The 25,346-nt window shown below is 72.1% G+C and carries 25 protein-coding genes; 10 read left to right on the top strand and 15 right to left on the bottom strand.

Annotation, left to right across the window (positions count from 1 at the left end):
* Window positions 1-2 precede the first annotated feature (2 nt).
* Window positions 3-1,484: an LCP family protein gene (locus tag KUV85_RS01555; RefSeq protein WP_219961463.1), complete on the bottom strand. Its 1,482-nt coding sequence runs from the start codon at window positions 1,482-1,484 to the stop codon at window positions 3-5.
* 95 nt (window positions 1,485-1,579) lie between these two features.
* Complete coding sequence (locus KUV85_RS01550) at window positions 1,580-2,518, bottom strand: threonine ammonia-lyase (protein ID WP_219961462.1); 939 nt, start codon at window positions 2,516-2,518, stop codon at window positions 1,580-1,582.
* Between the two features lie 84 nt (window positions 2,519-2,602).
* Between KUV85_RS01550 and KUV85_RS01545 the strand changes: the two genes are divergently transcribed.
* The gene (locus tag KUV85_RS01545) at window positions 2,603-3,496 is read left to right on the top strand and encodes a LysR family transcriptional regulator (RefSeq protein ID WP_219961461.1); all 894 of its coding nucleotides are present in this window, start codon (window positions 2,603-2,605) and stop codon (window positions 3,494-3,496) included.
* Between the two features lie 21 nt (window positions 3,497-3,517).
* On the opposite strand, the gene KUV85_RS01540 is transcribed toward KUV85_RS01545, so the two are convergent.
* A complete protein-coding gene (locus KUV85_RS01540; protein WP_219961460.1) occupies window positions 3,518-4,027 on the bottom strand; it encodes an acyl-CoA thioesterase in 510 nt (169 codons plus the stop codon).
* 25 nt (window positions 4,028-4,052) lie between these two features.
* Between KUV85_RS01540 and KUV85_RS01535 the strand changes: the two genes are divergently transcribed.
* Entirely contained in the window at window positions 4,053-5,183 is a 1,131-nt protein-coding gene (locus KUV85_RS01535) for an LCP family protein (RefSeq protein ID WP_219961459.1), read from the top strand.
* On the top strand, window positions 5,180-6,055 hold the full coding sequence (locus tag KUV85_RS01530) for a crotonase/enoyl-CoA hydratase family protein (RefSeq protein ID WP_219961458.1): 876 nt from the start codon (window positions 5,180-5,182) through the stop codon (window positions 6,053-6,055). The genes KUV85_RS01535 and KUV85_RS01530 overlap by 4 nt, the downstream gene beginning before the upstream one ends.
* A 34-nt stretch (window positions 6,056-6,089) precedes the next feature.
* Here the strand turns inward: KUV85_RS01530 and KUV85_RS01525 are convergent, their stop codons facing one another.
* The 6 genes from KUV85_RS01525 to purE all read right to left on the bottom strand — a co-directional run bounded on the left by KUV85_RS01525 (window position 6,090) and on the right by purE (window position 10,683).
* Window positions 6,090-6,233: a DUF1059 domain-containing protein gene (locus KUV85_RS01525; protein ID WP_219961457.1), complete on the bottom strand. Its 144-nt coding sequence runs from the start codon at window positions 6,231-6,233 to the stop codon at window positions 6,090-6,092.
* 54 nt (window positions 6,234-6,287) lie between these two features.
* Window positions 6,288-6,848, bottom strand: a complete 561-nt coding sequence (locus tag KUV85_RS01520) for an LPXTG cell wall anchor domain-containing protein (RefSeq protein ID WP_219961456.1) — start codon at window positions 6,846-6,848, stop codon at window positions 6,288-6,290.
* Between the two features lie 105 nt (window positions 6,849-6,953).
* Window positions 6,954-7,694, bottom strand: a complete 741-nt coding sequence (locus KUV85_RS01515; RefSeq protein WP_219961455.1) for a class E sortase — start codon at window positions 7,692-7,694, stop codon at window positions 6,954-6,956.
* A 76-nt stretch (window positions 7,695-7,770) separates the two neighbouring features.
* On the bottom strand, window positions 7,771-8,946 hold the full coding sequence (locus tag KUV85_RS01510; protein WP_219961454.1) for an acyl-CoA dehydrogenase family protein: 1,176 nt from the start codon (window positions 8,944-8,946) through the stop codon (window positions 7,771-7,773).
* Window positions 8,947-8,956: 10 nt separating this feature from the next.
* Complete coding sequence (locus KUV85_RS01505; protein WP_219961453.1) at window positions 8,957-10,156, bottom strand: heparan-alpha-glucosaminide N-acetyltransferase domain-containing protein; 1,200 nt, start codon at window positions 10,154-10,156, stop codon at window positions 8,957-8,959.
* Window positions 10,157-10,158: 2 nt separating this feature from the next.
* The gene (gene purE, locus KUV85_RS01500) at window positions 10,159-10,683 is read right to left on the bottom strand and encodes a 5-(carboxyamino)imidazole ribonucleotide mutase (RefSeq protein ID WP_219961452.1); all 525 of its coding nucleotides are present in this window, start codon (window positions 10,681-10,683) and stop codon (window positions 10,159-10,161) included.
* 54 nt (window positions 10,684-10,737) lie between these two features.
* Between purE and KUV85_RS01495 the strand changes: the two genes are divergently transcribed.
* Window positions 10,738-11,484: a hypothetical protein gene (locus KUV85_RS01495; protein WP_219961451.1), complete on the top strand. Its 747-nt coding sequence runs from the start codon at window positions 10,738-10,740 to the stop codon at window positions 11,482-11,484.
* A 5-nt stretch (window positions 11,485-11,489) separates the two neighbouring features.
* Here KUV85_RS01495 and KUV85_RS01490 read toward each other — a convergent pair whose 3' ends face one another.
* From KUV85_RS01490 to KUV85_RS01480, 3 genes are read right to left on the bottom strand one after another with little or no spacing between them, the layout of a single operon-like run.
* The gene (locus KUV85_RS01490) at window positions 11,490-12,671 is read right to left on the bottom strand and encodes a 5-(carboxyamino)imidazole ribonucleotide synthase (protein WP_237690179.1); all 1,182 of its coding nucleotides are present in this window, start codon (window positions 12,669-12,671) and stop codon (window positions 11,490-11,492) included.
* A 6-nt stretch (window positions 12,672-12,677) separates the two neighbouring features.
* On the bottom strand, window positions 12,678-13,643 hold the full coding sequence (locus KUV85_RS01485) for an adenylate/guanylate cyclase domain-containing protein (RefSeq protein ID WP_219961449.1): 966 nt from the start codon (window positions 13,641-13,643) through the stop codon (window positions 12,678-12,680).
* An 8-nt stretch (window positions 13,644-13,651) separates the two neighbouring features.
* A complete protein-coding gene (locus KUV85_RS01480; RefSeq protein WP_219961448.1) occupies window positions 13,652-14,482 on the bottom strand; it encodes a biotin--[acetyl-CoA-carboxylase] ligase in 831 nt (276 codons plus the stop codon).
* A 40-nt stretch (window positions 14,483-14,522) separates the two neighbouring features.
* Between KUV85_RS01480 and KUV85_RS01475 the strand changes: the two genes are divergently transcribed.
* Both KUV85_RS01475 and KUV85_RS01470 read left to right on the top strand, forming a co-directional pair.
* Entirely contained in the window at window positions 14,523-16,151 is a 1,629-nt protein-coding gene (locus tag KUV85_RS01475) for an acyl-CoA carboxylase subunit beta (RefSeq protein WP_237690178.1), read from the top strand.
* Window positions 16,148-16,411, top strand: coding sequence for an acyl-CoA carboxylase subunit epsilon (locus tag KUV85_RS01470; protein ID WP_219961447.1), 264 nt, complete (start codon window positions 16,148-16,150; stop codon window positions 16,409-16,411). Before KUV85_RS01475 ends, KUV85_RS01470 begins: the two co-directional genes overlap by 4 nt.
* A 14-nt stretch (window positions 16,412-16,425) precedes the next feature.
* Here the strand turns inward: KUV85_RS01470 and KUV85_RS01465 are convergent, their stop codons facing one another.
* Together KUV85_RS01465 and KUV85_RS01460 are read right to left on the bottom strand one after the other, a co-directional pair.
* On the bottom strand, window positions 16,426-17,694 hold the full coding sequence (locus tag KUV85_RS01465; protein ID WP_219961446.1) for an HNH endonuclease signature motif containing protein: 1,269 nt from the start codon (window positions 17,692-17,694) through the stop codon (window positions 16,426-16,428).
* Window positions 17,695-17,941: 247 nt separating this feature from the next.
* Window positions 17,942-18,736 (bottom strand): hypothetical protein, encoded by a 795-nt coding sequence (locus KUV85_RS01460; RefSeq protein WP_219961445.1) that lies wholly within the window; start codon window positions 18,734-18,736, stop codon window positions 17,942-17,944.
* A 97-nt stretch (window positions 18,737-18,833) separates the two neighbouring features.
* Between KUV85_RS01460 and KUV85_RS01455 the strand changes: the two genes are divergently transcribed.
* Genes KUV85_RS01455 through KUV85_RS01445 form a run of 3 tightly spaced genes read left to right on the top strand, consistent with a single transcriptional unit; the run spans window position 18,834 to window position 22,249 of the window.
* Window positions 18,834-20,501: a DUF885 domain-containing protein gene (locus KUV85_RS01455; RefSeq protein WP_219961444.1), complete on the top strand. Its 1,668-nt coding sequence runs from the start codon at window positions 18,834-18,836 to the stop codon at window positions 20,499-20,501.
* A 33-nt stretch (window positions 20,502-20,534) separates the two neighbouring features.
* Window positions 20,535-21,617: a DNA glycosylase AlkZ-like family protein gene (locus tag KUV85_RS01450; RefSeq protein ID WP_219961443.1), complete on the top strand. Its 1,083-nt coding sequence runs from the start codon at window positions 20,535-20,537 to the stop codon at window positions 21,615-21,617.
* A 32-nt stretch (window positions 21,618-21,649) separates the two neighbouring features.
* Window positions 21,650-22,249, top strand: coding sequence for a Maf family protein (locus KUV85_RS01445; RefSeq protein WP_219961442.1), 600 nt, complete (start codon window positions 21,650-21,652; stop codon window positions 22,247-22,249).
* Here the strand turns inward: KUV85_RS01445 and KUV85_RS01440 are convergent.
* A complete protein-coding gene (locus tag KUV85_RS01440) occupies window positions 22,235-23,446 on the bottom strand; it encodes an acyl-CoA dehydrogenase family protein (RefSeq protein WP_219961441.1) in 1,212 nt (403 codons plus the stop codon). The genes KUV85_RS01445 and KUV85_RS01440 overlap by 15 nt on opposite strands.
* Window positions 23,447-23,566: 120 nt before the next feature.
* Between KUV85_RS01440 and KUV85_RS01435 the strand changes: the two genes are divergently transcribed.
* Window positions 23,567-25,345: an acetyl/propionyl/methylcrotonyl-CoA carboxylase subunit alpha gene (locus tag KUV85_RS01435; protein WP_219961440.1), complete on the top strand. Its 1,779-nt coding sequence runs from the start codon at window positions 23,567-23,569 to the stop codon at window positions 25,343-25,345.
* Window position 25,346: the final 1 nt, after the last annotated feature.

The raw sequence follows: 25,346 nt of genomic DNA, 5'->3' as shown, positions 1-25,346 counted from the left end.
GGTCAGCAGGCGGCGGCGACGTCGTCGGTGTCGTTGGCGGCGTAGCCCTCACTGAGGGAGCCGACCGAGCCGCCGGTGACCGAGCGGTCCGCACCCGCGCCACCGGATCCGTTGCCACCGCCGCCGGAGCCGTTGCCGCCTCCGCCGGAGTTGCTCGGGGCGGGCGCCTTGCCCTCGGCCTTGTCGATCGCCGCCTGGATGCGGGCGCGCACCTTGTCGATGTCGGGGTCGCCGGTGTTGATCGCGGGCGGGACCAGGGAGACCGAGGCGATCTTCTGCGACTTCGCCTTCAGCGCCAGGTCCAGGAAGCGGTCGACCTCGGAGGTGGGCACGTTGGTCGCGACCATCTCCGCCGAGGCGCGGGTGAGCTCCTGGAAGTTGCGCAGGGCCTGCTGCGGGCTGACCTGGCGCAGGAACGCGTTGAGCACGCACTTCTGCCGCGCCATGCGGGAGTAGTCGTCGGAGTCGTGGCGGGCACGGGCGAACCAGAGCGCCTCGAAGCCACTCAGCTCGCGCTCGCCGGGCTGGATGTGGTCGTAGAAGTCGTCCGAGGGCAGCCCGATCGGGATCGGCCGGCGCACGTTGAGCGTGACGCCGCCGACCGCGTCGACGAGGTCCTTGAAGCCCTGCAGGTTCACCGAGGCCCAGTAGTTGATGTCGAGCCCGGTGATGCCCTCCACGGCCATGATGGTGGCGTCGGTGCCGGCCGTCTCGGGGTCGTCGAAGAGGTCGGTGTGGTCCTGCGCCCACGTGCTGACGCCGTTGAGGTAGTCGGCGTCGAAGCCGTCGGGGAACTGCTCGTCCATCACCGACCCGTCGGCGAAGGGGAAGTTTTTCATGTTGCGCGGCAGGCCCACCAGGACGGTGCGCCCGGTCTCGGCGTCGATGGAGGCGACGTGGATGGAGTCGGGCCGCATGCCCCACCGGCTCTGGCCCGCGTCACCACCCAGCAGCAACACGTTGTAGCGGCCCGCACTCGCGGCGGAGGCCTCGCCGTCACCGAAGACGCTGATGATGAAGTCGCGCTGGACACCGACCACGTGGGCGCCGAAGAGGAGGGTGCCGACGACGCTGAAGCACAGCACGCCGTTGACGCCGATCACGGCCCGGCGGTGCGGCAGCTGCAGGCTCAGCGGGCGACCGATCCGCCAGGCGTCGACGAAGAGGTAGGCCCAGCCGATCGCGCCGGCGAAGAGCGCGAGACGCGCGAGCAGCAGCAGGGTGGTCTGGGACACGAGCCAGAACCCGAGTGGGCGGTGGACCAGCACCAGCAGCAGCGTGAGGGCCCCCAGTCCGAGCAGGGTGAGCCACGCGCGCAGTGCGATGCGGCCGACACGGCGGTTGCCGGCGAGCAGCTGGGCCGATCCCGGCGCCAGCAGCGTGAAGGCCATCAGGGTCAGCGCCCGTCGGAAACGCACCCGGGCGGCGCGGTCACCGACGTCGGTCAGCGGATGGGAACGGAGTGGTCCCGGGTAGTCGACCATGGCGCGTTGTCGCTCCTGCTGGGGGAAGTGAGCAGATGACCTGCCAAGTATCACCAGTCACACCCGTCACAGGGGCGACGACACACCGGCGGACCTCACGCGGCCAGGCGTGCGATCTCCTCGGTCGAGGCGTTGCCCCCGGAGGCGACGACCACCGCCGCGCCCCCGGGGCGCCGGGGGTCGGCCAGCAGGCCGGCCAGCGACGCCGCGCCCGCACCCTCGACGAGGGTGTGCGCCCGAGTGGCCAGCAGCCGGGCGGCGTCGTCGATGTCCTCGTCGGTGACGAGGACGAAGTCGTCCAGGCGTTCGCGCAGGACCTGCTGCGTCAGCGGGTACCCGGTCGTCGTGGCCAGGCCCGACGCGCGGGTCGTCGACGTCGCCGTCTCGATGCGGCCCGTGCGCCAGGAGCGCCATCCTGCCGGCGCCGCCGAGGACTGCACCCCCACCACGCGGCACCCGGGTCGCAACCGGTCGCGGACCAGGCAGGCACCAGCCGCGCCCGTTCCGCTGCCGATCGGCACGTAGACCACCGCCGGGTCGAGGGCGGTGAACAGCTCGAGGTAGGCCGTGGCGTGGCCGAGCACGATGCGCGGGTCGGTCGGGTCGACGTACGACGCCCCGGTGGCCTCGGCGTGCGCCCGCGCGTGGGCGGCCGCCTGCGCGAGGTCGGTCCCGTGGCGCACCACCTGCGCCCCGAGCGCCTCGACGGCCTCGGCCTTGCACTCCGGTGCCCCCTCCGGCATCACCACGCAGGTGGGGACGCCCGCTGCGCGACCGGCGTGGGCGATCGACTGCGCGTGGTTGCCGGTGGAGGCGGTCACCAGCCCGTTGCGGGACTCGGCCGCCGCCAGGTTGGCCGCGAGGTGCACCCCGCCGCGCACCTTGAACGACCCGGTGGGCAGCACGTGCTCGTGCTTGACCAGGACCTCGGCGCCGACCGCGCGGTCCAGCAGGGGGTGGGACACCAGCGGCGTCGGGGCGAGTGAGTCCGCGACGATCCGCCCGGCCTCGGCGATGGCATCGAAGGTGAGCACGGGCCGAGCATCCCTCGCGGAGCATTCATCGGTCCAATGGTTCTTCTCGCGGCTTCCGATCGATGATGCCGATACGATGGCCGCGTGCTCGACCTGCACCGACTCCGCGCCCTGGTGGCGCTGCACCACACCGGCACGGTGTCCGCGGCCGCGGCCGAACTCGGCTACGGGCAGCCCACGGTCTCCCACCACCTGCGTCGCCTCGAGGCCGAGACGGGGAGCGTGCTGCTCCAGCGCGTCGGCCGCGGGGTGCGCCTCACACCCGACGGCGAGCGGTTGGCCCGACGGGCCGAGGAGATCCTCGCCCTCGCCGGGCGGGCCGAGACCGAGCTGCACGCCGCGACCGGACTCCGCGCCGGCCGGGTCCGCCTGGCCGCGTTCCCCTCCGGTGCCGCCACGCTCGTCCCCGCCGCACTCGCCCTCCTCGACCGGCACCACCCCGACCTCACCGTGGACCTGACCGAGGCCGAGCCGCCCGAGGCGGCGGACCTGCTGCGCGCCGGTCGGGTCGACGTCGCGCTGACCTTCACCTATCCCGGCCAGCCGGCACCGGACCAGGTCACCTCCTCGACCGTGCTGACCGATCCGCTCCACCTGGTCGGACGCGACCTGCCCGCCGGCGACGCCGATCTCACCGCCCACGCCGAGGGCCGCTGGATCAGCGGCTGCGAACGGTGCCGCACCGAACTGCTGAGCCTGTGCGCCACGGCGGGGTTCGACCCCCACATCGGGTTCGCGAGCGACGACTACGTCGCGGTGCAGGCGCTCGTGGCCAGCGGCTTCGGCGTCACCGTGCTGCCCGGGCTGGCACTGGTCGCCCACCAGCACCCGGGCGTCGTACGCCGGCCGGTGCCGGGAGCGACGCGGGCCGTCCAGGTCTCCACCCACGGCTCTCCCCCGCACCCACCGGCCATCGGTGCGGTCGCGCGGGCGTTGGCCGAGGCCGCAGCGAGCCCGGCCGACCACCGGGTGACCTGAGGCCGGCCCACGCTGGGCGGGTCAGTCGCGGCTGCGGGCCGCGTCGATCTCGGCCTTGCGCGCCAGGCGGTGGGCGCGACGGATCTCGGCCTCCCGCATCCGGCGCTCGTCCTCGGCGTTCTCCAGCCGCAGCGGCGGCACCTCGCGGGCGGCACCCGCGGCGTCGATGGCCACGAAGACGAAGTAGGCGGATCCGACGTGCAGCACCTCGGTCGTGGGGTCGTCCCACGGCTGGGTCTCGATCCGGACGCCGATCTCCATCGAGGAGCGTCCGGCCCAGTTGACCTGGGAGTAGGTGCGCACGATGTCGCCGACGCGCACCGGGCGCAGGAAGGCCATCTCGTCCAGGGCGGCCGTGACGGCCGGCCCGCCGCTGTGGCGTTGGGCCACCACGCCGGCAGAGGAGTCGGCGAGCTTGACGACCTCGCCGCCGTGGATGTTGCCCAGCAGGTTGGCCTGGGCACGGGAGGTCACGGTGGCGAGTTCGATGCGCGAATAGGTCGGCGTGCGCGCCGCGAGGGATGCAGACACGCTGCAGACGGTAGCGTCATCTGTCATGGCAGACCGTCCCCGCGCCGGTTCCGGCGACGACCCCGACTACGACTGGATCTACGGCCAGGACCAGGGCCGCTCCTCCGGTGCGGATCCCGAGCCGACGCGCATGATGCCGGTGACCCCACGGTCGCCGGCGCCGCAGGACCGTCGCCAGCAGCCACCGGCCTCGCCGCCGCCGGCGACCCCGCGGCGCAGCCGACGGATGCGTCCCCGGTCGTGGCGCCGCGTGGTGCTGGCGCTCCTCGCCCTGTGGTTGATCTTCCTCGTCGCCGTGCCGATCTTCGCCTGGAGCCGGGTGGAGAAGATCGACTTCGAGCCCGACGGCGAGCGCCCGGGTGAGCAGCCGGGCACCAACTACCTGATGGTCGGCAGCGACTCCCGCGCCGGCCTGTCGAAGGAGGAGCGGCGCGAGCTGAGCACGGGCAACGCCCAGAGCAGCCTCGCCGACACGATCATGGTGCTCCACGCCGGCTCCGGGCCGGACGTGCTGGTCTCCTTCCCCCGCGACTGGACCGTGGACGGCCGCAAGATCAACGGCTACTACGACCCCGGCGACCCCACCGAGCTCGTCGCCGCCCTGGAGTCCCAGACGGGCATCCGCATCGACGAGTACGTCGAGATCGGCCTCGGCGGCGTGGCCGGTGTCGTCGACGCCGTGGGCGGCATCGAGATCTGCCCCGAGGAGGCCATCAAGGACCCCAAGGCGGGCCTGAACGTGAAGAAGGGCTGCCAGGAGGCCGACGGCACGACGGCCCTGGGCTACTCCCGCACCCGCGCCACGACACGGGGCGACCTGGACCGGGTCGGACGACAGCGTGAGGTCGTCGGCGCGATCGGCGAGAGCGTGCTCTCGCCCTGGACGGTCCTGAACCCGTTCCGCTGGTGGGGCCTGAACAACGCGGTCCCCGACTTCTTCGGCTTCGGCGAGGGCACCAGCCAGTTCGACGTGGGCCGCTGGGCGCTGTCGATGACCCGGATCGGTGACGGCCGGACCTGCACCATGCCGGTCACCGACGGCTCCGCCACGGTGATGGACACCGAGCGGGCCGAGGGGTTGTTCAGTGCCATCATCGAGGACCGCACCGACGACATCACTCGGGCGCAGTGCACCCCGGCAGGAGTTGCCCCATGACCTACCAGACCCTCACCTGCGACGTGGACGAGGACGGGGTCGCCACGCTGCGCCTCGACCGCCCCGACGCGCTCAACGCCTTCGACCTGACGATGGCGCGCGAGCTCGAGGCGTTCTTCACCACCGACGCCCACGACGAGGCGATCCGGGCGATCGTCGTGACCGGTGAGGGCAAGGCGTTCTGCGCGGGGATGGACCTCTCCGCCGAGGGCAACGTGTTCGGCCTCGACGAGTCGGTCGCGCCGACGCCGGAGGAATTCCGCGCGGCGTACGACCGGGCGCCGCACCAGGACGGCGTGCGCGACACCGGCGGCAAGGTGACGCTGGCCATCCATGCGCTGCCCAAGCCGGTGATCGCGGCGATCAACGGGGCTGCCGTGGGCATCGGCGCGACGATGACCCTGGCGATGGACATCCGGCTCGTCTCGACCCGTGCCCGGGTCGGGTTCGTCTTCGGCCGGCTCGGCATCGTGCCGGAGGCTTGCTCGAGCTGGTTCCTGCCCCGCCTGGTCGGCCTGCAGCAGGCGCTGGAGTGGGTCTACTCCGCCGACGTCCTCGACGCCGAGGCCGTGCACGCGGGTGGGCTGGCGCGCAGCATCCACGAGCCCGAGGACCTGGTGCCGGCGGCCCAGGAGTTGGCACGGTCCTTCGTGGTAGACCGCTCGCCGGTGGCGCTGGGGCTGGCCAAGCAGCTGCTGTACCGCAACGCGGCCGCCGACCACCCGCTCGAGGCGCACCTCACCGACTCGCTGGCGATGTACTACACCTCGCTGGAGGACGGCAAGGAGGGCGTGGCGGCGTTCCGCGAGAAGCGGGCGCCGCACTTCACCGGCAGCGCCTCCCGACTCCCGCGGATCTTCCCGCAGGACTGAGGCACGGCGCGCGCCGCGCACTCCATCCACCCCACTACATCGCGAGGAAGAGGATCTCCTCGCGGGTGTACTCGCGGCCGGGGTGCTCGGCCGCCAGGTGCTCGTTGACCCTGGCGACCAGCTCGTCGTCGTCCTCGCCGCGGATCGTGACGTCACACGGACAGCGCAGGCTCGGCATGTCTCACCTCTCCTCGGGTGGTGTGCTCGACGAGGCTACGTCGCCGCGGTCGGCTCAGGCGGAGGCGACCGACCGACGACGGCCCGCGTGGACGACGCCGGCACCGCCGGCGACGAGCAGGCTGCCCAGCAGCAGCCACCACACGGCGGGGCCACCGGTGTTGGGCAGGATCCCGCCGGCGCCGTCGTCACCGGGACCGCCGGTCCGGCCGCCGACAACCCGGTAGGTGGCCGTGCCGGTGGAGGGCAGGTAGACGCTGCCGGCGTCGGGGGTGAAGCTGGCCGAGGTGGTGTAGTCGCCGATCGGCTGGCTGCCGAGGTTCACCGTGATCGGGGTGTCGGCGTAGTCGCGGGTCTGCGCGAACGTGCGGTCGGCGGCGTCGGAGGAGCCCGGGGCCCCGTTGATGGCCAGCGTGCCCTCGATGGGGCCCTCGTCGGAGTTGGCCCGCACCGAGTAGGTGATGACCACGTCGTCGCCGACGCGGATCTCGTCGTCGACCTCGATGGCGACCGCGGTCGGCACCTGGGGTCCGTAGCCGTCGGCGGCCGCCGACGGAAGGGGGGCGATCAGGGTCACGGCGATCAGCGTCGCGATCGCAGCGAAGACTCGAGCCATGGGTGTGGCCTTCCTCGGGAGCAGCAGTCACCGGTGCAACGAAACAGTGGGGAGCACGGTTACGCGGGTGGCTGCAGCAGCACGATAGCAGCGCGCGGGCCCGGCTCAGCCGGTCTTGTCGCGCCGGTCCACCAGGTGGCCGAACACGATCGACCGGTCGTCGGTGTGGAAGATCTCCGAGCAGGTGAGCAGCGTCAGCAGGTGGTCGCCCGCGGCCGCGGGCGGCTCGACGCCACCGTCGGGGTTGGTCGGCGACGGATCCAGCACCCACCCGGCGGTGAACGGCAGCCGCAGTCCGTCGCCCGGCGTGTCGAGCTCGTAGGTCAGGATCTCGTCGCGCGTCTCCACCTGGACGATGTCACCCGGTTCGAGCCCCAGCAGGTCGGCGAACGGCTCGCCGTGCGTCACGCGGTGGCCGGCCAGCACGTAGTTGCCCCGCTCCCCCGGCGCGGTGTCGCCCATGTGGCCCACGCCTGCGGCGAGCACCTCGTCCGTGGCGCCCTCCAGCACCGGGACCATGAAGTCGGCGCCGAAGTGCGGCACCCGCAGCAGCGCCGTCGCCTCGCCCCAGTCGGTCCGCGCCACCGGCTCGCCGGTGGTCCAGCCGTCGCGCAGCGAGTCCGCGACATCGCCGTGACGCTGCTGGGACTGCCAGTTGGTGCCCCAGAACTGCCAGGCCACCCAGCCGAGGACCACGAGCCCGGCGAGGATCAGCGCGAGTCCCGCGGTCAGTAGCGAGCGGCTGCGCAGGTCACGCGGTCGGTGCCGTCTGCCGTGCCCACGCCCGCGCCGCCGGCGTCGTCGGCTCGACCCGACGGTGGACTCCGGCGCGCTGAGTTCGGTCATGGCTGCATCCTCCGCACCTCCACCGACTCAACGCGCCCCGACCGTCGGCGTCACGCCGTCGGTGGTGCGGACCGCCTCACAGGTCCGACTGTACGCCGGCCAGCAGCTGGCGGGCCGCGACGATGCGCTGCACCTGGTTGGTGCCCTCATAGATCTGGGTGATCTTGGCGTCGCGCATCATGCGCTCGACCGGGTACTCGCGCGTGTAGCCGTAGCCGCCCAGCACCTGCACGGCGTCGGTGGTGACCTGCATCGCCACGTCGGAGGCGAAGCACTTGGCCGACGCACCGAAGAAGGTGACGTCGTCCTCGTGGCGCTCGGAGCGGGCCGCGGCGGCGTAGGTCAGCTGTCGGGCGGCCTCCACCCTCATGCCCATGTCGGCCAGCAGGAACTGCAGGCCCTGGAAGTCGGCAATCGGCTTGCCGAACTGCTCGCGCTCCTTGGCGTAGCCGAGCGCGTAGTCCAGGGCGCCCTGGGCGATCCCGACGGCCTGCGCGGCGATCGTGATGCGGGTGTGGTCCAGCGTGCGCATCGCGATCTCGAAGCCCTCCCCCTCGGCGCCGATGATGCGGTCGCCGGGGATGCGGACGTTGTCGAGGTAGACCTCACAGGTGGGTGAGCCCTTGATGCCGAGCTTCTTCTCCGGCGCCCCGAAGGAGACGCCCTCGTCGGACTTCTCCACCACGAACGCCGAGATGCCGCCGCGGGATCCCTTCTCGGGATCGGTGGTGGCCAGCACGGTGTAGTACTCCGAGACCCCGGCGTTGGAGATCCAGCGCTTCACGCCGTTGAGCACCCAGTCGTCGCCGTCACGGACCGCACGCGTCTTCTGGTTGGCCGCGTCGGACCCGGCGTCGGGCTCGGACAGGCAGTAGGAGAACCCGCCCTCGCCCCGGGCCAGCGCGCCGAGGTACTTCTGCTTCAGCTCCTCCGAGCCACCCAGCTGGATCGGCAGCGAGCCGAGCTTGTTGACCGCCGGGATCAGCGAGGCGGACGCGTCGGCGCGCGCCACCTCCTCGATCACGATGACCGTCGCGAGCGCGTCGGCGCCGGCGCCGCCGTACTCCTCGGGCACGTGCGGGGCGTAGAAGTCCGCGGCCAGGAGCGCGTCGTGGGCCTCCTGGGGGTAGCGCGCCTCCTCGTCGACCGAGGCAGCGGCGGGGGCGACCTTGTCCGTGCAGATCGCGCGGACCGCCTCCCGCACGGCTCGGTGCTCGTCGGGCAGCGCATAGACGGAGAAGTCGGAGCTCATGCCCCAGATCCTAGGACGTCCAACCATTTCCGCTGCCGCGGTGTCCATCCGCGGACACCGCACGCTCCCGCGACCAACGGGACGGGGCACCGACCACCGTCTCCAGGGGGCCCCGCCGCCCCGCTGCGACCGTCACCGCGCCCACTGCCAGGACGACGAGCACGTGCCAGACGTAGGCGTCGGACTCCTCGGGCGGCCAGAGGCTCGGGGTCAGCATCAGCACGTGGAGCGTGTAGAGGCTCAGCGTCATCGTCCCCGCACCGAAGAGCACCACCAGCACCCGTCGGCCGGGGGCCGGCAGCCACTCGGCGAGGAGCAGGCAGCCGCCGAGGACCAGCAGGGCACAGCCGATGGTGTGCACCAGGTCGAACGGCGTCGCCGAGTGCGGCGCCACCACCAGCAGCCACGACCAGCCGCCGTCGACCGGCGGCGAGCCGCCGGTGCCGTCGGCCAACAGGTTCCGCAGCCCGGCGTGGTCGAGGTCGGGGTACCCGAGTCCGTCCCGCACCGCGGGCAGGGCGGTCAGCGCCCTCGACACGGCGTACGCCGCCGCGGCCGCGAGCGCCCCACCCACCAGCAGCGCCAGCGCCCGGACCGGACGGCGCAGGTCGGTGCGGCCCACCGCGAGCCCGGCCAGCACGAACCCCAGCCAGGGCAGCACCGGGTAGGTGCCGGTGACGGCGAGCTCGCCGAGCAGCCGGCCCGGGTCGGCGAGGTCGCCGAGCTCGGGGCTCCGACCGTCGAACTCGGGGAACCGCGGGAGGAGCAGGTGCAGCAGGACCGGCGTGAGTAGGACCCAGCCGACGGTCAGCGCCGCGAGCGACCGCGCCCGCAACGACAGGAAGGGCAGCGCGAGCAGGAACAGCACGCCGTAGTGGGCCAGGATGATCGCGATCCCGCTGTCCAGGCCGCCCAGCGCCAGGCCGAGCAGCGCCACGAGACCGGCGCGCGCTGCCAGGCCGAGTCGCGCGCGGCGGAGCTCCGTGCCGACGATCGGCTCGGTGCGGCCGGTGGCGAGGGCGAGGCTCACGCCGGCGAGGACGGCGAACAGTGCCGACGCCCGCCCACCGGCCAGCGCGTAGGCCCAGGTGAGGTCTCCGTCGGGCGTCCGCTTGCCCACGACGTGGGTCGCCATCATGCCCAGCAGCGCCAGGCAGCGGGCGACGTCGACGGCGACCAGGCGACCCGGCCGGAGGACGTCGCCGGGCACGCTCACTCGATGACCGGCGGGAGCCCCGAGGACTCCCGGACGGTGGCGCCCTTGGCCTCGGCCGCCGCCTTGAGCTCGCCCTGGAAGGCACGCATGCGCTGCTGGAGGTCCGGATCCGTCGCGGCGAGGATCCGCACCGCCAGCAGGCCCGCGTTGCGGGCCCCGCCGACCGCGACCGTCGCGACGGGCACCCCGGCCGGCATCTGCACGATCGAGAGCAGCGAGTCGAGCCCGTCGAGGTACTTCAACGGCACCGGCACCCCGATCACGGGCAGCGGCGTGACCGCGGCGAGCATGCCGGGCAGGTGGGCCGCACCGCCGGCGCCGGCGATGATCACCGACAGGCCGCGGTCGGCGGCCTGCTCGCCGTAGGCGAGCATCTCGGCAGGCATCCGGTGGGCGGAGACGACGTCGGCCTCGTGGGCGATGCCGAACTCCGCCAGCGCAGCGGCCGCGGCCTCCATGGTCGGCCAGTCGGAGTCCGATCCCATCACGATGCCGACCCGGGGCGCTGCCTTCTCGCTCATGGGCCGGAGCCTAACCAAACCCCCGGTCGACCCGTTCGGGTATGCATGGGCACCATGACCGCGCACCTCGCTCGTCCGGCACGCCGCAGCGCCGGCGTGCGGGCGGTGCTGGCCGGCGTACTCCTCGCGCTCACGGCGTGCTCCTCCCCCGGCTCCGCCGGGCCGGCGCCGGCCCCCTCGAGCGACGCGGCGGACGCGCCGACCTCCTTCGCCGCGGTGCGACCGGACCTCTCCCCGCGGGGGTACGCCGCCCTGGGCTGCAGCCTGCACGGCGCGCTCGCGACGGTCGATCCCGAGGACCTGGTGAACCGGCGGGATCCCGACGAGGCCACCTACGCCGCGAGCAGTGCGCTGCTCGTGACCGCCGGGCTCCGCGACGAGGCGGCGTACGGCGCGCTGGTGGAGCCGGCGAGCGCGCTGCAGTTCGCCCACGTCCAGGGCGCCTGGGAGCGCGTGGCGGCCCGGCGCAGCGAGCTCACCCGGGCCTGCCGCGAGATCGCGTCCGTGGCGAGTGGCGTGCACGTGCACGCCGCCTACGCGTGCGCCGTGCTGGACCGGCTGCGCGACACCGCCCCCTCGGTGGGCGACCTGGTGCCCGACCGCCTCACGCCGGCGGTCGACGAGCTCGAGGCGTCGCTCGCGCTGGCCCGGGCCGCGGGCGCCGCGGACGACGGCTACGCCCGGCTCGCGCGCCGCGCGGGTCGGCTCGAGCAGGACCTCGCCGCCGGCGCCCGCGCCGCGGAGTACACCGCCGCCCGGGACCGGGTGCTCGCGACGTGCCGTGACCTGGCACGCGCCTGAGCGCGCTACTCGCTCTCGTTGCCGAGGTCGCCGCGGAACCAGGCCGCCGCGTGGCGCGCCCGCTCGAGCACCTCGTCCAGGTCCTCGCCGTAGGCGTTCACGTGGCCGACCTTGCGGCCGGGGCGCAGGTCCTTGCCGTAGAGGTGGACGCGGAGCCGTGGGTCACGGGCGAGGGCGTGGGGGTAGCCGTCGTAGAGCCGGCCGACGTCGGGATCCGGGCCACCGAGCACGTTGACCATCACCGTCCAGGGGACGCGCGGCTCGGGCGAGCCCAGCGGCAGGTCCAGCACGGCACGCAGGTGGTTCTCGAACTGGGAGGTGACCGCGCCGTCCTGGCTCCAGTGGCCGGTGTTGTGGGGGCGCATCGCCAGCTCGTTGATCAGGATGCGGCCGTCGCTGGTCTCGAACAGCTCGACCGCGAGGATGCCGGTGACGCCGAGCTCGCCCGCGATCCGCAGCGCGAGCTCCTGTGCCTCGCCGGCCAGTCCCGGGTCGAGGTCGGGGGCAGGGGCGATCACCTCGTGGCAGATGCCGTCGAGCTGCGTCGTGGCGACCACCGGGTAGGTCGCGGCCTGGCCGCTGGGGGCGCGGGCGACCAGCGCGGACAGCTCGCGCCGGAAGGCGACCAGCTCCTCGGCGAGGAGCCGTACGCCGCGCTCCTGCGCGACCCGGAGGGGCTCCTCGACGTCGGCGGGGTCGCGGACGACCCAGACGCCCTTGCCGTCGTACCCGCCACGGCTGACCTTGAGCACGCAGGGCAGCCCGAACTCCGTCACGTCCTCGGCCGAGGCGACGGTCGCGTGCCGTGGCTGGGGTGCACCGAGTGCCGTCATCCGCTCCCGCATCACGACCTTGTCCTGGGCGTGGACGAGGGCGTCGGGACCGGGTCGCACCGCGACGCCGTCCTCCTCGAGGGCGTGCAGGTGCTCGGTCGGCACGTGCTCGTGGTCGAAGGTGACGACCTCGCAGCCGTCGGTGGCACGCCGCAGCGTGGCGAGGTCGCGGTAGTCCCCGACGAGCTGGTCGGGCACGACCTGGGCGGCCGAGACCCCCTCGCCCTCGGCGAGCAGGCGGAGCGGGATGCCGAGCATCACCGCCGGCGGGGCCATCATCCGGGCGAGTTGGCCGCCGCCCACGACGGCGATGCGAGGGGCTGCTTCGGACACGCGCCGCACCCTATCGGTCATGCGTTGCTAGAGCCGACGGGCGGCCAGGGGCTCGACGATGCCGAACCCGCGCACCGGGCGCTCGGGCAGCGCCCGCGTCTCGATCTCCTCCGACGGCAGCAGGGCCGCGGTCGCGTGGTCGACGATGATGCGGTTGCGGCGCGCCACCCCGGTCAGCCGGGCCGCGAGGTTGACCGGTGGCCCGAAGACGTCGCCCAAGCGCATCACCACGAGCCCGCTGGCGAGGCCGAGGCGTACGTCGGGCATCCGCTTGTCGCGTCCGATGACACGGATGATCCCCTCGGCGATGCGGAACGCGGCCTCGGCGTCGTCGGTGCTGAAGAGGACCGCGTCGCCCATCGACTTGATGAAGCGCCCGCCCTGGTTGGCCACCACGTCGCCGCAGCGGACCTCGAAGACCTCCACGAGGTCCCCGATCCGGTCGCGGCTGAGCTCGTTGGACAGGCTGGTGAAGTTGACCAGGTCGGCGAAGCCGACCGTCACGTGCGTGGTGCCGGGGTCCTCCTCGATCGCCATCGCGGCCTCCATCCGGGCCACCGCGGCGATGACGTGGCGCCGCCACGCATACGACAGCAGCCGGTCGAAGGTGTCGCCGTAGCGCTCGACGAGCTCCTGCGCGACCCGCCGCCTGCTGTCGGGGCCCTCCTCGCCACGGAACCGCTCCTCGGCCGGCTGCACGATGGCGCCGACCTCCCAGTCGGCCAGGCGGGCCATGCTCAGACCGAGCCCGCGGGTGATGTTGAGCGCGAGGTCGAGGTCGATGACGCCGTCGCCGACGACGCTGGACAGGTCGACCAGTGCCTCGGCGTCGGCGGTCGTGAAGGCCCGCTGGTCCCCGCCCTCGGCGAATCCCAGGCTGCGCCACAGCCGCCGGGCGTCCTCGACCGACACCCCGGCACGGCGCGCGATCTCGTCGACGGTGAGGTCGGGCTCCTCCCCGAGGAAGACGCGTTCCAGACTGGGCTCAGGCACGGGGCCGATCATTCCACCTCGGTGTCGGGCGCCGGACGGACGTGCACCACGTCGCCGGCACCGACCCGCTCGACGCCCCCCGCGGTCTCCACGACCAGCATCCCGCTGGCGTCGACGTCGACGGCGCGACCGGTCAGGTCCCCACCTCCGGGGAGGGAGACCCGGACGGCGCGGCCCACCGTGTCGCAGGCGGCGGCGTACTCCGCCGCGAGGCTGGTCGTGGCCGTCGCGTCCCCGCCGTGCCAGGCGTCGTAGCGGTCCCGGAGCGCGCGGACGATGCCGGCCAGCAGGTCGGCCCGGTCGGATTCGAGGTCGGGGCGCGCCAGCAACAGCGACGTCGCCGTCGGCACCGGCAGCTCGTGCTCGGCGATGCTGACGTTGAGGCCGATGCCGAGCACGGCGGCCGGTCCCGTGGGGGTGGCGACCCGTTCGACCAGGATGCCGGCGACCTTGCGCTCGGGCAGCAGTACGTCGTTGGGCCACTTCACCCGGGCGTCGTACCCGAGGTCCACCAGCGCCCGCGTGACCGTGAGCCCGGTCAGCAGGGGCAGCCACGGCCACCCGTGCGGGGGCAGGTCCGGGCGGAGCACGAGGGAGAAGCTGAGCCCGGCGCGGGGCGGCACCGACCAGCCGCGGTCGAGCCGGCCGCGTCCGGCCCGTTGGTGGTCGGCGACGACCAGGGTGCCGTCGGGGGCGCCCTCCCGCGCACGGTCGGCGGCGACGGCGTTGGTGGAGTCGGTCTCGTCGAGGAACTCCGGTCGCAGGCCGTCGTGGTCGTCGAGGGCGGCCACCAGTCGGGCGGTGTCGAGGGGAGGGCGAGGGGCGGGCGCGGAGGTCACGGGACTACCCTGTCGGAGCAGACCCGAGGAGGCCAGTGCAGTGACGGCAGAACCGACCAACCCGGGCGAGGGCACCGACGTCCCCGCCGACATCGACGTCCACACCACGGCCGGCAAGCTCGCCGACCTGGACCGCCGCCTCGACGAGGCCGTCCACGCCGCCTCGGCCAAGGCAGTGGAGAAGCAGCACGCCAAGGGCCGCCAGACCGCCCGGGAGCGCATCGCGGCGCTCTTCGACGAGGACTCCTTCGTCGAGCTCGACGAGCTGGCCCGCCACCGGTCGACCGCCTTCGGCCTGGACAAGACCCGCCCGTACGGCGACGGCGTGATCACCGGCTACGGCACCATCGACGGTCGTCAGGTGTGCGTGTTCTCCCAGGACTTCACCATCTTCGGCGGCTCGTTGGGCGAGGTCTACGGCGAGAAGATCACCAAGGTGATGGACCTCGCCATCAAGACCGGTTCCCCGATCATCGGCATCAACGAGGGGGCCGGCGCCCGCATCCAGGAGGGCGTGGTCTCGCTCGGCCTCTACGGCGAGATCTTCAAGCGCAACGTGCACGCCTCGGGCGTCATCCCGCAGATCAGCCTGATCATGGGCTCCTGCGCCGGCGGCCACGTCTACTCCCCCGCCGTCACCGACTTCACGATCATGGTCGACGGCACCTCCAACATGTTCATCACCGGTCCCGACGTCATCAAGACCGTCACCGGCGAGGACGTCAGCATGGAGGAGCTGGGCGGTGCGCGGACGCACAACACCAAGTCGGGCAACGCCCACTACATGGCCACCGACGAGGACGACGCGCTGGAGTACGTCAAGGCGCTGCTGAGCTTCCTGCCGCAGAACAACCTCGACGAGCCGCCGTCCTACGACGAGGTCGTCGACCTCGAGCCGAGCGAGGACGACCGGGCGCTGGACACGCTGATCCCCGACAGCCCGAACCAGCCCTACGACATGCACACCGTGATCGAGTCGGTCGTCGACGACGGCGAGTTCCTCGAGGTGCAGCCGTTGTTCGCGCCGAACATGCTGATCGGCTACGGCCGCGTGGAGGGCCGCTCGGTCGGTGTCGTCGCGAACCAGCCGATGCAGTTCGCGGGCACGCTGGACATCGACGCCTCGGAGAAGGCCGCACGCTTCGTGCGCACCTGCGACGCGTTCAACATCCCGGTCCTCACCTTCGTCGACGTGCCCGGCTTCCTTCCCGGCGTGGACCAGGAGCACACCGGCATCATCCGCCGCGGCGCCAAGTTGATCTATGCCTACGCCGAGGCCACGGTCCCGCTGGTCACCGTCATCACCCGCAAGGCCTACGGCGGCGCGTACGACGTGATGGGCTCCAAGCACCTCGGCGCCGACCTGAACCTCGCGTGGCCGACGGCCCAGATCGCGGTGATGGGCGCGCAGGGCGCGGCCAACATCGTGCACCGCAAGACGCTGGCGGCGATCGAGGAGGAGGGCGGCGACGTCGAGGCCCGGCGAGCCGAGCTCATCGACGAGTACGAGACCACGCTCGCCAACCCCTACATCGCTGCGGAGCGGGGCTACGTCGACGCGGTGATCACGCCGCACGAGACCCGTGCCGAGGTCACCCGGTCGCTGCGGATGCTGCGCACCAAGCGCGAGACGCTGCCGCCCAAGAAGCACGGGAACATCCCGCTGTGACCGACGACAACACCACCGACTCGGAGGTCGGGGCCGGGACGGCGGAGGCAGAGTCCGTCGCCGCCCCGACCCTGCGCGTGCTCACCCCGGACGCGACGCCGGAGCAGGTGGCCGCCGTGGTCGCGGTGTTCTCGGCCATGGGTGGCGCCGAGGAGGGCGAGCCGGCGCCGAGGTCCCAGTGGGCCTCCCCCGCTCGCGGACTGCGGCAGCCGCTCCACCCCGGTCCGGGTGGCTGGCGCGCGAGCGGCCTGCCTCGCTGAAACGACGCCGCGTCCTACAGACGCCGGTGGAAGCGAATCGCGCCGGTGGGCATGACATCGGTCCGGTAGGCCCGCTCGTGGGCCCGGTGGTGATGGTGGCTGCAGAGAAGTACGCCGTCCGCGAGGTCGGTCCTCCCACCTGAGGACCAGGGGTCGAGGTGATGCGCCTCGGTCCAGGTGGCGGGCACCTCGCATCCCTCGGCCCGGCAGGTCCGATCCCGGAGCCGCATCGCCCTGCGCTGCGCGGCAGTGAAGAGGCGGCGTGAGCGTCCCTGGTCGAGGATCTCGGCGTCGCCGCCGAGGACGACGGGGATGATTCTCGCCGTGCAGGCGAGCCGGCGGGCTTGGTCGGCAGTGAGGTTGGGACCCGCGTCGAAGTCGCCGTCGATCAGTCCGGCGGTCGCCAGACCGCTGCGTAGCTGGTCGATCCCAACGGTCACCATGACCGCGGTGGCGTCGCCGCCGTGGTGGGGCAGGTTGGCCGGGTCGAGGTGTTCGAGCAGCATCGCGAAGGCGTGGGCGTACTGCCGGCGTCGGGGTTGCTGGTCCTCGGGCGGGAGCCCGAACGGGCCCGGAGCACCCTCGCGCTGGCGCGGTGAGGTGAAGGCGTGCAGGTAGGTCTCGAGCCGGTCGGCGACGTGGTCGGACAGCAGGCCGGCGATGCGGGTGGTGCCGTCACCGATGCGCTGCAACCGCAGGCTGGCCCTCTCCTGGGCGCGCTTCTCCTGTTCGGCGAGAATCTTGGCCGCTTCCTCGTCAGCGACCTCGGGGGCGACGACGTCGAGGATGCGGCGCCCCAGTCGGCGCAGTTGTCCCGGCCGGAAGTGGCTGGCGTAGTCGACCAGCTGCGCCTCCGCCTTGGTGGTGATGTCGGGACCGACATCACGGGGGAGCTCGTCGATGGCGCGGGTGATCACCCGCGCCTGGGCCGTCGACACCTGACCTGTCCGCATCCCACCAGCGACGGCGCCGCAGTAGCGGTCCAGGTCCTTGGCGAGGTCGAGGTCGGCGCGCATCGCGCGCGGCTCGGCGTTGATCTGATGCGCCAGCCAAGCAGCGACGTCATGGGCACCGCGTTCCGTGGCAACGTCGTCGGCCGAGGCCATCACGCGCAGCCGGAGTTCAGCCAGTCGGGACTCGGCCCGGGCCAGCTGCTCCAATGCGGTCACCTTGTCGGAGGTGGCCATGTAGACCGGCTCCACATGCGCCACGCTTTCGAGAGCCGCGTGCACCGTCTCGGCACAGGCCACGATGGGGTGGGTGGGAACGAGGGTGGTGACCATCGAGACCTCCCAGGGGCGAGCGGACAGCAGATGTTCTCTGTCGCCCCGCCGGAGGCACCACCGGTGCAATTACTGACCTTCGAGACTGGTCTGACCGCCTCCCCGTCCCCGGTCATCTGGTTGGGGGCACTGGCCGTACGACCTGTGGCTCATCGTACACCTGTTCGAATACCATGGCAAGGTCAAGGCCGTGGCGAACCAGCCAAGCATCAGTACCCACACGAAACGGACCGCGCGTGTGACGGACCTACCCTCGGTCGTCGTCGAGGACCTTGGGTGACCGCCTCCAGTGATCGCTTCCGAAGTGGAAGAGGTCGCCCACTGACCAGGTGCTCATGAACCAGACGTCGGTGATTCCCTCGGGCAGGGCGGGCGCCACGTCCGGCAGGGGCCCGTCCGGACGCATGAGGACGTCTGACGCGATGAAGGGCGCGGTCGTGAATCCCGGAAGCAGCACGAACAGATGCTTCTGATCACGCGCAGACACGCGAAGCTTTCTCAGATTGTGCTCTTGCGCTTCGCCGCGAACCCATTCATCAAACCACTTCACCAAGCCGTTGCCAGTCGTCGGCACGACACCGCCGGTCCGGACCGGATCCTGCTCGACCGTGACATAGATGCTTCCACGGATGCTCGTATCGCCGTGATGCGCAGCATGGACCCCCAATGCGCCCAGTTCAGCGACCGCCCACTCTCGCTCAGACCCGTCAGTTGGGGTCTCTAACGTGCGGAGAAGTTCAGGCAGTTGCTCCTTGAGTCGTTTGACCTTGGCCGTGGGTGCGACCGAGATGAACCAGCCCCCGGCCAGGTCGGACTCGACCCATCGACGTCCAGACCCATTGATCAGGTTCCAGAGCTCAATTGGATCGGCATCTGCAGCCGCGGTGACTTCCATCGCACCGAATGCTGCGCCATTTCGAATGAGGTCGAGGTCATACATGCTTGGCCGAGAACCATCATCGTGCTGATGGACACGGGTCCCGACCAACGCGCGTTCGACGCACTTGGCCACCCACCTCTCCTCGCTGCGCATCGTCGACATAGTGCCAATTGTGTGAGCCCCTCCGAAGTGAAAGTGCCTCCATGCGACCTCGCCGCACCTGCGTCGTTGGCGCTCCGCTCCGTCGTAGGTTGGGCCCATGACGCGCAGCATCGACCAGCGGTCCGATCGACACGTCACCGAGATGGCGGCGCTGGATCCGCTCAGTGCGACCTTCGCCGGCATCCCGGGACACGACCATGAACTGCCCGACCTCTCCCCCGACGGCCACGCCGCCCGGGAGCAGCTCCAGCGCGACGCGCTCGCCGACGTCAGTGCACTGACACCCACCGACGACCGCGAGGCGGTGGCGCGCGACGCCTTCCGTGAGCGGGTCGGTCTCGAGGTCGAGATGGTCGACGCCGGCGTGGTCCGCTCCGAGGTCTCGGTGATCGGCAGTGCGGCCCATGGCCTGCGCGAGTGCTTCGACCTGATGGCCACCGAGACCGACGAGGACTGGGACGCCGTCGAGGCCCGCCTCGCCGGCATCCCCCGCGCACTGGAGGACTACCGCACCACGCTGCGCGAGGAGGCCGCAGCCGGCCACGTCGTCGCACGGCGCCAGTACCTCGAGGTCGCCGAGCAGGTGAAGGGCTGGACCGGCGAGACCGGGTCGGCGGGTGACTTCTTCGGCGCGTTCGTCGCCCACGCGCCCGAGCAGCGGCGTACGCGCCTGCAGGAGCGGGCAGCTGCCGCGTCGGCGGCGTTCGCGGACTTCGGTCGCTTCCTCGTCGCCGACCTCGCCCCGCAGGGCCGCGAGACCGATGCGGTCGGCCGCGACCACTACGCGCTGGCCAGCCGCTACTTCCTCGGCGCGGCCGTCGACCTCGAGGAGACCTACCGGTGGGGCTGGGAGGAGCTTGCCCGCCTCGTGGCGGAGCAGCGCCGCACGGCCGAGGAGATCAAGCCCGGCGCGAGCATCGCCGAGGCGGTGCAGCACCTCGACGACGACCCGGCCAACTGGCTCGGTGTCGACGCCTTCCGCGACTGGATGCAGCAGACCTCGGACCGCACGCTGGCCGAGCTGGCGCGCACCCACTTCGACGTGCCCGACGAGATCCGGACCCTGGAGTGCTGCATCGCCCCGACCAACGACGGCGGCGTCTACTACACCGGACCCACCGAGGACTTCAGCCGTCCCGGCCAGATGTGGTTCTCCTTCGCCGAGGGCTTCGACGCGCGTACGCCGTGGCGTGAGCTGACGACCGTCTTCCACGAGGGCGTGCCCGGTCACCACCTCCAGGTCGGCCAGGCCGTCGCCCAGGCCGACACCCTCAACCGTTGGCAGCGACTCATGTGTTGGGTGTCCGGGCACGGCGAGGGGTGGGCGCTCTACGCGGAGCGGCTGATGGACGAGCTCGGGTGGTTCGCCGACCCGGCGGACCGGATGGGCTTCCTGGACATGCAGGCATTCCGTGCCGCGCGCGTCATCGTCGACATCGGGCTCCACCTGCAGCTGCGGGTGCCCGACCCCAACCCGTTCGGGTTCCACCCCGGGGAGACCTGGACGCCGGACCTGGTCGCGGCGTTCATGCGCCAGCACTCGAGCATGGACGACGGCCAACTGGCCTTCGAGGTCAACCGCTACCTCGGCTGGCCCGGCCAGGCGCCGTCGTACAAGGTCGGTGAGCGGATCTGGCTGGAGGCCCGGGCGGACGCCGAGCGTCGCCACGGTGCCGACTTCGACCTGCGTGCCTTCCACCGGTCGGCGCTCGACCTCGGGGCACTCGGCCTGGACCCACTCCGGGACGCATTGGCCCGACTCTGAGGCGATGTCGGTGCGCCGCCGTAGGCTCGCGTCATGCTCCGGCTCGAACGTGGCCAGGCGCGCCGCATCGCGGTCCGCGCCCAACTGCTCGACGCCTACCGCCCCGAGTCGCTGGTCGCCCTGGTCGACCACCTGACCCTGCTCCAGCTCGACCCCACCAAGGCGGTGGCCCCGAGCGCGGACCTGGTGGCGTGGAGCCGGTTGGGCGCGGACTACGCGCCGACCGACCTCCGGTTCGCATTGGAGGAGGAACGCTCGCTGGTGGAGTTCGACGGTCGCGCCCGCCCCATGGCCGACATCGGGCTCTTCCTCGCAGGGGCCGAGGAGTGGCCGCCGTGGCAGCGCGCCCGCGACTGGCTGGCGACCAACGCGCCCTTCCGTCGCGACGTCCTCGACCGCCTGGCCGACGAGGGACCGCTGACGGCGCCCGACATCCCCGACACCTCGGTCGTCCCGTGGCAGTCCAGCGGCTGGACCAACGACAAGAACGTCCAACGCATGCTGGACATGCTGCAGATCAGGGGCGACGTGGCGGTCACTGCCCGGCGCGGGCGCCACCGGGTCTGGGACCTCGCCGACCGCGTCTACCCCGACGAGGTCTCCATCCCGTCCGTCGCCGAGGCCGAGCAGGAGCGCAACCGGCGCCGCCTCACGGCGCTGGGCGTCGCGCGGGAGCGCACCCGCGAGATGCCCGGCGAACGGGTCGACGTCGGCGACACCGGGATCGAGGCCGAGATCGAGGGCGTGGCCGGGCGGTGGCGCATCGACGAGGACGCCCTGGGCGAGGAGGACTTCGACGGCCGGTGCGCGCTGCTCTCCCCGCTGGATCGCCTCGTCTTCGACCGCGACCGCACACTGGAGCTCTTCGACTACGAGTACGTGCTGGAGATGTACAAGCCCGCCGCCCAGCGGCGCTGGGGCTACTACGCGCTGCCGATCCTCCATGGCGACCGGTTGGTCGGCAAGCTCGACGCGAGGGCCGACCACCGCGCCGGGGTCCTGCGCGTCAACGCGATCCACGAGGACGTGCCCTTCACTCCCGAGGTCGCCGACGACGTCGACGCGGAGATCGCCCAACTGGCCGCGTGGCTCGGACTGTCGGTCGCCCGCGCCTGACCGACGGCGCGACCTGCGTAGGGTGCGACCCCGTGACGACCTTCGTGCTCGCCTCCGCCTCCCCCGCCCGCCTGGCCACGCTGCGCAACGCGGGCATCGACCCGGTCGTCATCGTGTCCGGCGTCGACGAGGAGCAGGTGCAGGGACTGGCTCCCGCCGACCTCGCCCAGGAGCTCGCCCGCCTGAAGTGCGAGGCCGTCGCGGACCGCACCGAGGTCCCCGCGGGCTCCGTGGTGCTCGGGTGCGACTCCGTCCTCGAGCTCGACGGCGAGGCCCTGGGCAAGCCCGGCACGGCCGAGGAGGCCACGCGCCGGTGGCAGGCGATGCGCGGCCGCACGGGCGTGCTGCACTCCGGGCACTGCCTGCGGGCGGGCACGCGGGTCGCGACGGCCACGGCCTCGACCGAAGTGCGATTCGCCGACATCAGCGACGCCGAGGTGGCGGCCTACGTCGCCACCGGCGAGCCGCTGCACGTCGCCGGCGCGTTCACCGTCGACGGGATCGGCGGCGCCTTCGTCGAGCGCATCGTCGGCGACCACCACAACGTCGTCGGCGTCAGCCTGCCGCTGCTGCGGCGACTGGTGCACGAGGTCGGCCACGAGTGGACCGACCTGTGGTCACTCGACCGGTAGTCCCAGCCCGCGGGCGATGAGCATCCGCTGCACCTCCGAGGTGCCCTCGCCGATCTCGAGGATCTTGGCGTCGCGGTAGAACCGCGCGACGGGGTACTCCTCCATGAAGCCGTAGCCGCCGAAGACCTGGGTCGCGATGCGGGTGGCCGTCACCGCCGACTCCGAGGCGTGCAGCTTGGCGATGGCCGCGGCGTGCTTGAACTCCGCCGTGCTGGGGCCACCCGGCTGCCCCATGGCGTCCTTCATGGCCGCGGCACGGTAGGTCAGCAGCCGCGAGGAGTGCAGCATCGTCTCCAGGTCGGCGACCTGGAAGGCGACACCCTGCTTGCGGCCGATCGGGCCGCCCATCGTCTGGCGCTCGGCGGCGTACGCCGCGCACTGCTCCACGCAGGCCTGGATCAGTCCGACCGCCAGGGCGGCGATCGCAACCCGGCCGTCGTCGAGGATCGAGAGGAACTGGGCGTAGCCGCGTCCGCGATCACCGAGCAGGTTGGCCTCGGGCACCCGGCAGTCCTCGAAGCTCAGCGGGTGGGTGTCGGAGATGTGCCAGCCGAGCTTGTCGTAGGACGGCTCGACGGTGAACCCGGGCGTGCCCGAGGGGACGATGATGGCCGAGATCTCGGGCTTCTCCTCGCCGCTCGCGCTGGTGCGCGTGCCGGTGCGTGCGGTGACCGTGACCAGGCTGGTGATGTCGGAGCCGGAGTTGGTGATGAACTGCTTCGCGCCGTCGATGACCCACTCGCCGGCGTCGAGGACGGCCTTGGTGCGCGTCGCCCCGGCGTCGGACCCGGCGCCGGGCTCGGTCAGGCCGAAGCCGGCGAGCCGCTCACCGGCCAGCAGGTCGGGCAGCCACTGCTGCTTCTGCTCCTCGGTGCCGAAGGTGAGGATCGGGTTGATGCCCAGGCCGACGCCGGCCTCCAGCGTCACGCCGAGCGACTGATCGACGCGTCCGATCTCCTCGATCGCCAGGCACAGCGAGGTGAAGGGACCGTCCTCGGCCCCGAGCCCGGCGCCGCCGTACTCCTCCGGCGCGGTGAGGCCGAACAGGCCGAGCTTGCCCATGCGGTGCACCACGTCGACCGGGAAATGGTGCTCGCGGTCCCACTGCGCGACGTGGGGCGCGATCTCGGCCTCGGCGAAGTCGCGCACGCTGCGGCGGAACTCCTCGTGCTCGCGGGAGAGTTCGAAAGCGCTCATGCCGGCCACTGTAGCCCGGAATGGTTAACGACCGTTAACCCCCGGGATGGGGTCGCACGCCGGGCCGGGGTCCGGTGGCCCTAGACTCCGAGCGTCGATCCGAGTACGAGGAGTAGTGCCGTGCCCAAGCCTCTGCGCAAAGTCCTGATCGCCAACCGTGGCGAGATCGCGGTCCGCGTGATCCGTGCCTGCAAGGACTCCGGCATCGGCAGCGTTGCCGTGTACGCCGAGCCCGACCGTGACGCCGTGTTCGTGCGGCTCGCCGACGAGGCCTACTCGCTGGACGGCGCGACGCCGGGCGACTCCTACCTCGACATCAACAAGATCATCGCGGTGGCCCAGGAGTCCGGTGCGGACTCGGTCCACCCCGGCTACGGCTTCCTCGCCGAGAACGCCGAGTTCGCCCAGGCCGTCCTCGACGCCGGCCTGGTCTGGATCGGCCCCTCTCCCGACGCGATCGACAACCTGGGCGACAAGGTCAAGGCCCGCCACATCGCCGAGAAGGTCGGCGCGCCGCTGGCCCCCGGCACCAAGGACCCGGTCGAGTCGGCCGACGAGGTCGTCGCCTTCGCCGAGGAGGTCGGCGTCCCCATCGCCATCAAGGCCGCCTTCGGTGGCGGCGGCCGTGGCCTGAAGGTCGCCCGCACCATGGAGGAGGTCGCCGACCAGTACGAGTCGGCGGTGCGCGAGGCGGTCGCGGCGTTCGGCCGCGGCGAGTGCTTCGTGGAGAAGTTCCTCGACCGCCCGCGCCACGTCGAGACCCAGTGCCTGGCCGACCAGCACGGCAACGTCGTCGTCGTCAGCACCCGCGACTGCTCGCTGCAGCGGCGCCACCAGAAGCTCGTCGAGGAGGCCCCGGCGCCGTTCCTCAGCGAGGAGCAGCTCGAGCAGCTCTACTCCTCCTCCAAGGCGATCCTGCGCGAGGCGGGCTACGTCGGCGCCGGCACGTGCGAGTTCCTCGTGGGCCGCGACGGCACGATCTCCTTCCTCGAGGTCAACACCCGCCTGCAGGTCGAGCACTGTGTGTCCGAGGAGGTCACCGGGATCGACCTGGTCCGCGAGATGTTCCGCGTGGCCGCGGGCGAGGAGCTCGGATTCGACGACCCCGAGATCCGTGGGCACTCGATCGAGTTCCGCATCAACGCCGAGGACGGCGGCATGAACTTCATGCCGGCCCCCGGCACGCTCACCGAGTGGGCGCCGCCGCAGGGCCCCGGCGTCCGCGTCGACGGCGGGTACGAGAAGGGCCAGACCATCCCCGGCTCCTTCGACTCCCTGATCGCCAAGCTCATCGTCACCGGCTCCACGCGCCAGCAGGCGATCGAGCGGTCGCGCCGCGCACTGGACGAGTTCGTCGTCGACGGCATGCCGACCGTGATCCCCTTCCACCGCGTCGTGCTGGACGACCCGGCGTACGTCGGTGCGTCCAACCCCAGCGGCGAGGGCGACTTCACCGTCTACACCACCTGGATCGAGACCGACTTCGACAACCAGATCCAGCCCTACGGCGGCGAGGCCGGCGAGGGTGAGGAGCCCGAGGAGCGGCAGCGGGTCACGGTCGAGGTCGGCGGACGTCGCCTCGACGTGGTCATCCCGGCCGGTCTCGGTGGCCTCGCCGGTGGCGGCGGTGGCGCCAAGAAGCCCAAGCGCAAGGCGGGCAAGAAGGCCGGCGCCGCGGTGAGCGGCGACTCGGTCACCAGCCCGATGCAGGGCACGATCGTCAAGATCGCCGTCGAGGAGGGCCAGGAGATCGCCGAGGGCGACACCGTGGTCGTGATCGAGGCGATGAAGATGGAGCAGCCGCTGAAGGCGCACAAGTCCGGCACCGTGACCGGACTCAGCGCCGAGGTCGGCGCGACCATCGGCAACGGCGACGCCGTCTGCGAGCTCAAGGACTGAG

It is taken from the genome of Nocardioides panacisoli (assembly GCF_019448235.1).
Lineage (GTDB): Bacteria > Actinomycetota > Actinomycetes > Propionibacteriales > Nocardioidaceae > Nocardioides > Nocardioides panacisoli_A.
This window is presented reverse-complemented; position numbering and strand designations above follow the sequence as displayed.